Origin of the sequence: Micromonospora sp. KC721, from assembly GCF_004348355.1 — a bacterium.
Taxonomy (GTDB): Bacteria; Actinomycetota; Actinomycetes; order Mycobacteriales; family Micromonosporaceae; genus Micromonospora.
Genome location: NZ_SMJY01000239.1, coordinates 1 through 8,415, shown reverse-complemented (window position 1 = coordinate 8,415; position 8,415 = coordinate 1). Strand labels below are relative to the sequence as shown.

General features: G+C 73.1%; 4 protein-coding genes. All 4 read left to right on the top strand.

The annotated features are described in order from the left end of the window. Window positions 1-236: 236 nt before the first annotated feature. Entirely contained in the window at window positions 237-2,390 is a 2,154-nt protein-coding gene (locus E1182_RS27165; protein ID WP_132270543.1) for a transglycosylase domain-containing protein, read from the top strand. Between the two features lie 286 nt (window positions 2,391-2,676). Beyond that, window positions 2,677-5,763: a hypothetical protein gene (locus tag E1182_RS27160; protein ID WP_132270540.1), complete on the top strand. Its 3,087-nt coding sequence runs from the start codon at window positions 2,677-2,679 to the stop codon at window positions 5,761-5,763. Between the two features lie 199 nt (window positions 5,764-5,962). Continuing rightward, window positions 5,963-6,424 (top strand): hypothetical protein, encoded by a 462-nt coding sequence (locus tag E1182_RS27155; protein ID WP_132270537.1) that lies wholly within the window; start codon window positions 5,963-5,965, stop codon window positions 6,422-6,424. A gap of 46 nt (window positions 6,425-6,470) precedes the next feature. Then, on the top strand, window positions 6,471-8,415 hold a 1,945-nt coding region (locus E1182_RS27150; protein ID WP_243706442.1), incomplete at its 3' end, for a sensor histidine kinase.

Sequence of the window (8,415 nt, the reverse complement as noted above, 5' to 3'; positions counted from 1 at the left end):
CCCGTGGTGCCCCCCACCGCCGACCCGCCGGGTCCCCTTCCCGCCGGCTGACCGTCAGGGCGGGAACGGCCCGACCAACGTGGCGGTGCGACCACACAGCCCGAAAAAGGGGAGAAGGCATCGGAAGCGGACAGCCGGGCGGCGCGGTGGGGAAGTTGCCGCCCGGCGACCGTGAGTTAGCCGACAATCCCGGTCGCGGGTGGTGTGCCGGTCGCTGACCTGGTCATTGTGGGTCCATGCCCCGCCCCCGGACGCCGCTGTCGCGGCTGCTCACCGTGCTGCTCGCCGGCGTGCTGGCCGGTCTCGCCCTCGCGGTCGCCGCGCTACCCGGCAACCTGCTGGCCGGGTACGCCGCCAAAGCGGCGCTCGGGGCGTACCGCGACCTGCCGGCGGCACTGGCCACCCCGACTACCGCGCAGCGCTCATACGTCTACGCCAACGACGGCAGAACCCTGCTCACCACCTTCTACGACGTCAACCGGACCGACGTGCCGCTGGCCGAGATCGCCCCGGTGATGCGGCAGGCGATCGTGGCGGCGGAGGACCGGCGCTTCTACTCGCACGGCGGGGCCGACCCGCGCGGCATCGTCCGTGCCCTGGTGGCCAACCTGACCGGCGGCGACACGCAGGGCGGCTCCACGCTGACCATGCAGTACGTCCGCAACGTGCTCAAGAGCGACCCGCACCGCAGCGCCCAGCAGCGGCAGGCGGCCACCGACCAGACCGTCGGGCGCAAGCTCCAGGAGATCCGGTACGCCAACGCGCTGGAGCGCGAGCTCAGCAAGGACGAGATCCTCAACCGGTACCTGAACATCGCGTACTTCGGCTCCGGGGCGTACGGCATCGCGGCGGCCAGCCAGCGCTACTTCGGCAAGACGCCGGCCGACCTGACCCTCGGCGAGGCCGCCCTGCTCGCCGGCCTGGTCCAATCCCCGGACGCGTACAGCCCGATCGACGGCGACGCCACGGCGGCGTTGGCCCGGCGTGGGTACGTGCTGAACGCGATGGTCGGCACCGGCGCGATCACCCAGGCGCAGGCCGACCGGGCCGACGCCGAGAAGCTGGTCCTGCACCCCACCGCCCAACCCAACGGCTGTGTGGCCACCCGGCCGGCCGACGACGGCTTCTTCTGCGACTACCTGCGGCGCTGGTGGCTGGCGCAGCCCGCGTTCGGCGCCACCGGTCAGGAGCGGGAGCAGGCGCTGCGCCGGGGCGGCTACACGGTGGTCACCTCCCTCGATCCTCGGGTGCAGGCCACCGCCGTGCGGGAGGCCCGCGAGGTCTACGCCGCCGACGACAAGCGGGCGCTGCCGATCGCGGCCGTCGAGCCGGGCACCGGCCGGATCCTCGCCATGGCGGTCAACCGCCCGTACGGTGTCGGGCCCGGCCAGACCGTCAACCCGCTGGTCTCCGGCGGTGGCGGCATCGACGGCTACCAGGCCGGGTCCACGTTCAAGCTCTTCACCATGCTCGCCGCGTTGGAGTCGGGGCGTACCCTCTCGACCGGGTTCGACGCCCCCAGCCGGCTGCCGACCCGCTACCCGGCCGAGGGCGAGGGCAGCTGTGACGGCAAGTGGTGCCCGGCCAACGCCAACCCGGAGCGGATGGACGGCTACCGGATGATGTGGGACGCCTTCGGCCGCTCGGTGAACACCTACTTCGTCTGGCTGGCCGAGCAGGTCGGCGAGGACAGGGTGGTGGAGATGGCGCAGCGCCTCGGCATCACCTTCCGGGCCGACTCCGACGCGGCGTTCGCGGCACACGACGCCGCGAACTGGGGCGCGTTCACCCTCGGCGTGGCCGCCACCACCCCGCTGGACCTGGCCAACGCGTACGCCACCGTGGCGGCCGAGGGCATGTACTGCACCCCGACGCCGGTGGTGTCGGTGACCGCGCCGGACGGCCGGAAGGTGTCCGTCGGTCAGCCCTCCTGCAAGCGGGTGCTGAGCCAGGACGTGGCCCGGGCCGCCACCGACGCGGCACGCTGCCCGGTGGGGCAGCAGTCCGCGTACGGGCAGTGCAACGGCGGAACGGCCGGCGGGGTGGACGGGATCGTCGGCCGCCCGGTGGCCGGCAAGACCGGCAGCTCGGAGCAGAACGCCACGGAGACCTTCGTCGGGTTCACCCCGCAGGTCGCGGTGGCCGGTATCGCCGCCAACCCGGACAACCCGAGCGACGCGGTCGGCGCGGCCGTGCAGTCGCAGGTGATCGCGGCGGTCGCCCGGATCATCCGCACCGCCGTGGACGGCCAGCCGGTACGCGACTTCACCGCGCCGAGCCGGGAACTCGCCGGCGACATGCGGCGTCCCGAGCCGCCTGCGCCGTCGCCGTCCGTGACGGGTCCGGCCATCCCGCCGGACCTGCTGCGCTGGCTCAACCGCCGGGGCTGAGCCCCGACGCCCCGTCCGGGGCCCGCTCGCTTTCCGCTGTCCCCCGGCCGGGGGACGGATGTCCCTGCCCGCGGGGACGACCGGACCGCCAGGGTCGGTCCTCAGCAGGCGGGTGGGGACCCGCCCGGCGAGAGGAGCAGCGGTGAGAACAGCGGGAGCACCAATCGGACGATCGGGAAGCGGTGCGCTTCTCCGTATCGTCATTCCGGGTCGCCGGGGAAGACGCCGCGGGACCGGCGGCGGCCGGTGGGGTGCTGCGGCACTTGTCGCGGCACTGCTGGTCACGATGCACCAGACGCCCGCCCGGGCCGCCGACCCGGTGCCCTTCGACGAGCAGACGGTGCACGGCGCGCTCTTCGGGGCGGTGGTGCAGACCCGCGACGCCGGCGCGGCCGGCCTGAAGGATGCCCTGCTCACCGCCGAGTTGCTGGACTGGCGGGCCATCCACCAGGGGGCCGACGCCGGTCAGGTGGTTGGGCACGTGGCGGCCACCCGGGCGGTCGCCGACGCCGCCGCTCCGGACAGCGGGGGTGACGAGCGTTCCCGGTTCGCCGTGGCGATGGCCGTCCTGGCCCGGCTCGGCCAGGCGACCAGCACCGGTGCGGTCACCAACGGCCCCGCGGTACGCGCCTTCCTGACCAGCACCGTTGGGGCGGAGGGCGCCAACGTGGTGCCGGACGCGCTGAGCCTGGTGCGCGGCGGCTACCAGGACGCGGCCTGGAACGCCCGCTCCCGGGACGTGGTCCGGTCGACCTGGACGCAGTTGCACCGCCGGGCCGCCGCCGACGACGCGCTCGCCACCGGGTGGGACACGGCGTTCGCGGGGCGCACCGGCACCGGGGTCCGCACCCCGGTCGACACCCTGCTGGCCACGCGGATCCACGAGCCACGGGCTGGCGGCAACACCGGAACCCTCGGGTACTACGTGCCGCTGGCGGCGATCCGCGACGAGCGCGACGACGCGACCGCCTACCGGGCGTTGGTGCAGGAGCGGGCGTTCGCCGCACTGGCCGCGCTCGACGCCGGCGGCCGGACCCGGGTGGAGGAGGTGATCGCCCGCTCCACCGCCCACCCGGTGAACGAGGACCCGAAGCCCAGCCAGGCGGTGATCGACGAGGAGAAGCGGAAGACCGCCGAGAACAAGATCATATTCGAGGGTCTCGGATCCACCGTCGGCGTGCTCTCCGCCCTGGTCGGCTTCGCCGACCCCGGCTTCGGCAAGCAACTGGAAACCATCGGCAAGGCCGTGGTCACCTCGGTCACCGCCATCAACACCTACATGATGACGGTGCTCGGGCAGGGCCTCGGCACCGCCGCGGTCGCGATGGGCACGGCGGTGCTGACCGGCAACCTGCTCGGCGCGGCGGTCAGCCTGATCGGCCTGTTCTCCGGTGGGGGTGACCCCAACGCCGCCGTCCGGGCCGAGATCGGCAAGCTCCGCGACCAGATCAACCGGCTGGCCCAGGGCATCGACAAGCGGTTCGACCGGATCGAGTCGGCGCTCAAGGAGATGTACTCCGGGCTGATCGCCCAGCTCGGCGAGCTGTTGAAGGCGATCGACGAGGTACGGGCCAACCTCGGCCGGATCGCCACCCAGTTGCAGACCATCGAACGCAAGGTCGACTCGATGGCGCTCGCCACCCACGTCGCGCTGCAGAACATCGCGAAATCCGACCTGAACAAGGTCATCACCACCTACGTGCACCACCGGGAGATCACCGGCCAGCCGATCCCGGAAAGCGCGTACTACCCCTTGGCCGAGTCGCCCACCTTCAAGTTCGCCACCGTCGACGCCGCGCAGGAGGGCACCTTCACCGTCCCGGCCGGCACCAGCCTCACCGATCCGGTGAGCGTGCTCGACCTCTATCTGCCCGAGGGGTCGGTCAACTACCTGTCCCAGTGGGCTCGCGCCGAGGTCGGCGGCACCTGGACCACCGGGTCGGTCGCCAACGCCGCCGCCTGGAGCACCGCCGCCCGTGTCTACAACATCCTGCAACTGGAGAATCCGGCGTACGCCACCCAGATCGACGGTGGCCGGGCCACCGCCATCGCCGACGCCGGCGACATGATCAACCAGCGGGTACGGGAGTTCAACCGCCCGAAGCCCGACGGGGTCACCAACGACCTGTTCACCAGGCTGATGGCCGACTACCGCAACGCGGTCGTCGCCTGGAACAAGCAGGTGGAGGAGGTGCGCAAGGGCGTGATCTGGAACGGGAACGACCAGCCCGCGCCGGTGCACGACATGTGGGGCAGCCCGGACCAGGCACTCCCGGCCGCCAACCGGATCCCGGAGATCGAGTTGATGAACGCCTGCACCACCACCGGCAACCGGCCCGCCCGATCCGTGCCGGCCACCATCCGCCGCGCCAACCTGCCCAACCCCTTCCACCTGACCCACCACGCGATGCCGCCGGGGCACAAGCCGACCTTCTCCACCTGCTACGAGGCGCAGTTCGTCAACGTCGAGGAGAACGAGGGCCCGCGGTTCCACACCTGGCGCGGAGACCTGCAGGTCACGCTGCTGTCCCGGGTCAAGTGGGCGACCGGTGACTGGCAGGAGGTGCAGACCGCGACCCGGGTCTTCCCGATCGGCACCTACTGCTCCTGGAGCACGACGTCTCCGACCCCCAGCGGCTACTGCCACAACGAGAACAAGTACCTCAACGAGCGCTGGAGCACGTACCGGACGGCGTTCGAGTCGGCGGCCATCCCGGTGAGCACGGCGCAGGCGGCGACCGCCCGGACGAAGGCCGCGGCGATGCTCGCCGGCCGGCAGAAGTACTTCTACCGGGTGATGCGCGCCGGCACCGGCCCCAACCCGCCGAGCCCCGGCACCTGGGCGGTGGCCCAGACGCTGTGGCAGCGGGGCAAGGCCGTCTCCAACGCGCTGCGGATGCTCCAGGCGTACACCGAGCTGGGCTGGGCGAGCGCGCTGGAGCAGGACGACAGCCTCAACGCGCTGCTCTTCGGCACCAACGGGCTCCCCGCCGACTACACCCGCCCGCGCAGCGACACCGACCAGTCGCTCAACCAGCACCTCTACAACGCGTTCACCCAGGCGGTCGTCAACTACGCCGGCTGCGAGCAGGTGGTCGACTGGGACGCGTGCACCGGCGACAAGTCCGGCTTCGACCCGCAGTCCAACCAGGGCCAGTACGGGGTCGGCTGCGTGCAGGCGGACATCCCCGACAAGCCGCGGGAACCGGTGAGCGCCTGCCTGGCCGGCACCGCCGCCGCCCGGCTCGCCCTGCTCAAGCAGCGCTACGACCACTGGTCGGCGCGCGTGCACTCGGGCAGCCACACCGAGGGACTGCCGAAGGTCAGGGCCATGGTCGACATGACCCGGGCGACCAACGCGAGCGTGCACTGACCCGCAGGCGCCGCACCGCCCGCCGGCCCGGGACATCCGCCCCGGGCCGGCGGGACATCGCTCGGGGGACGATGAGCGGGACGTTCGCCGACGGCCACCGGCCCGCCCGGCCGCTGCCACTGTGGACGCCCGTCACCTACGCTGCGCCCGGTCGGCGGAACCGGAGCCGGCGGCCGGGTACTTCATCCGAGGAGCAGGCATGACCCTGAACAGCGGCGACGATCGGCGGATCCTGCTGATCGCCGCGAACGACACCTTCTGCCACGTCTACCAGAATCTCGCCGAGCTGCTCGCGGCCGCCGACCACGGGGAGAAGCTCGCCGGCGGCATCGAGTTCTTCGACGTCACCGGCCGTCGGCTGCACCCCTGTTTCTCCGCCGACTGGCGTCTGGAGGACCTCCAGGCCGGCTACGACGCGGCCGACCCGGAGGCCGTCCGGGCTCGGTTGCGGGCGGTCATGAGACACCTGGTGCGGTACGTCCGCGACCATCCGGACGTGCTCGCCCAGTCCCGGACCTCCCTGGAGGAGGCGCTCGCCGGGGTGCCCGCCCTCGACGGCCCGGACCTGTCGCACGACCTCGGCGCCCTGCCGGACCACCTCGAACACGACAGGGGCAACTGGATGCACAACGCCATGCACGTGGCCGGCTGGGCGCACTGAGCCACACCGGACCGCCCGACCACCACGACCGCCCGGAGGGCACACCTTGCCGTCGACCGCCGGCCCACCCAGCGCCCCCCGCCACGGCCTGGCCGCGCTGGGGCTGGCCATCGCCGTACTCGTCCTGATCGGGCAGTGGCGCAACCACGACTCGGCCCCGGGCGGGCCGGCGGCGCTGACCGGCGCGATCGCGGTCTCGTTCACCGCCCTCGGTGGTCTGGTGCTCGCCGGGGTGCCCGGACACCTCGTCGGGCGGCTCATGGTGGCGGCCGGGCTCACCGCCGGCGCGGCGGTCCTGGCGTTGAGCTGGCTGCACCTGGCACCGGTGGCCTGGCTGAGCCAGTGGCTGTGGTGGCCGCCGTACGGCCTGATCTTCCTGGCCCTGCTGGTCTTCCCGGACGGCCGGCTGCCCGGGCGGCGCTGGCGTCCGGTCGCCGCCGGGCTCGTCGTCACCACCGGGGTCGCGGCCGTCGCACTGGCGGTGGCCGCCGCCAGCGACCCCACGGGACTGCTCCTGTCCGCCGCGCCGGCGGCCACCCGGGAGGCGCAACTGCTGGTCCGGGTCGCCCTGGTCACGATCGCCGTCGAACTGCTGCTGGTGCTCGGGGTGCTCGGATCGTTGGCGGGCCGCTGGCGACGGGCCACCGGTGAGGCGCGCCAGCAGCTCGCCTGCCTGCTGGCGGCCGCCGCGTTCTTCCTGCTCGGCTTCGGGCTGGATTGGCTGAACCTCTCCGGCGGCTGGGTGCTGATGGTGGTCGCCGTCCCCGGCGCGATGACCCTGGCCGTGCTCCGGTACCGGCTGTACGGGCTGGAGCAGGTGATCAACCGCACGCTGGTCTGGGTGGTGATGAGCCTGCTGGTGATCGCCGCCTTCGTGGCCACCGTGGCGCTGCTGCGCGACCTCGTGCTGCGGGGCGACACCTCGAACGCCTCCCTGGTGGCGACCGGCCTGATCGCGGTGACCTTTGAGCCGCTGCGGAACCGGGTGCAACGCGGGGTGAACCGGTTGCTCTACGGCGACCGCGACGAGCCGTACGCGGTGCTGGCCCGCCTGGGTGACCTGCTGGAGCGGACGGTGGAGCCGCAGGCGGTGTTGCCGCTGCTCACCGGCACGATCGCCCGTTCGCTCCAGGTGCCGTACGTGGCGGTGGAACTCGGCGGCGACGACGCCGGCCGGCCGGGGCAGCTGCACGCCGAGCACGGTCGGGCGACCACCTCGGTCGAACGGTTCGACATGGTGACCCACGGCGAACGGGTGGGGTGGCTGGTGGTGGCCAACCGGTCAGCCGGCGCCCGGTTCACCCCGGTCGAGCGCCGGCTGCTCAGCGACGTCGCGCTGCACGCCTCGGTGGCGGCGGCGTCCGCCCGGCTGATCCGTGACCTGCGGGAGTCCCGGGAACGGCTGGTCATGGCGCGCGAGGAGGAGCGGCGACGCCTGCGCCGCGACCTGCACGACGGGTTGGGCCCGGCCTTCGCCGGCATGTCCATGCAGGTACGCGCGGCCCGCAAGCTCGCCGGCACCGACCAGGAACGGTTGACCCAGATCCTCGACGGGCTCGCCGACGACCTGCGTACCTGCACCGGTGAGGTGCGTCAGCTGGTCGACGAGCTGCGCCCGGCCGCCCTGGACCGGGGGCTGGAGTCGGCGCTGCGGGCCGAATGCCAACGCTTCGACGGGCCGAACCTGACTGTGCGGTTTCGGCTCGAGGACGCCCTGCCCCGGCTGCCGGCCGCCGTCGAGGTGGCGGCCTACCGGATCGTGGGGGAGGCGCTGGCCAACGTGGCCCGGCACGCCCGGGCCCGCTCCTGCGAGGTGGTGGTGCGGCGGGGACGGGCGCTGGTGATCGAGGTGTCCGACGACGGCGTCGGCATCGCCGGGCCCCGGCCGGGTGGGGTGGGGCTGGACTCGATGCGGGAACGCGCCGCCGAGCTGGGGGGCGAGTGCGAGGTCATCGGCCGGGAGCCGCGGGGCACCCTGGTCCGGGTACGGC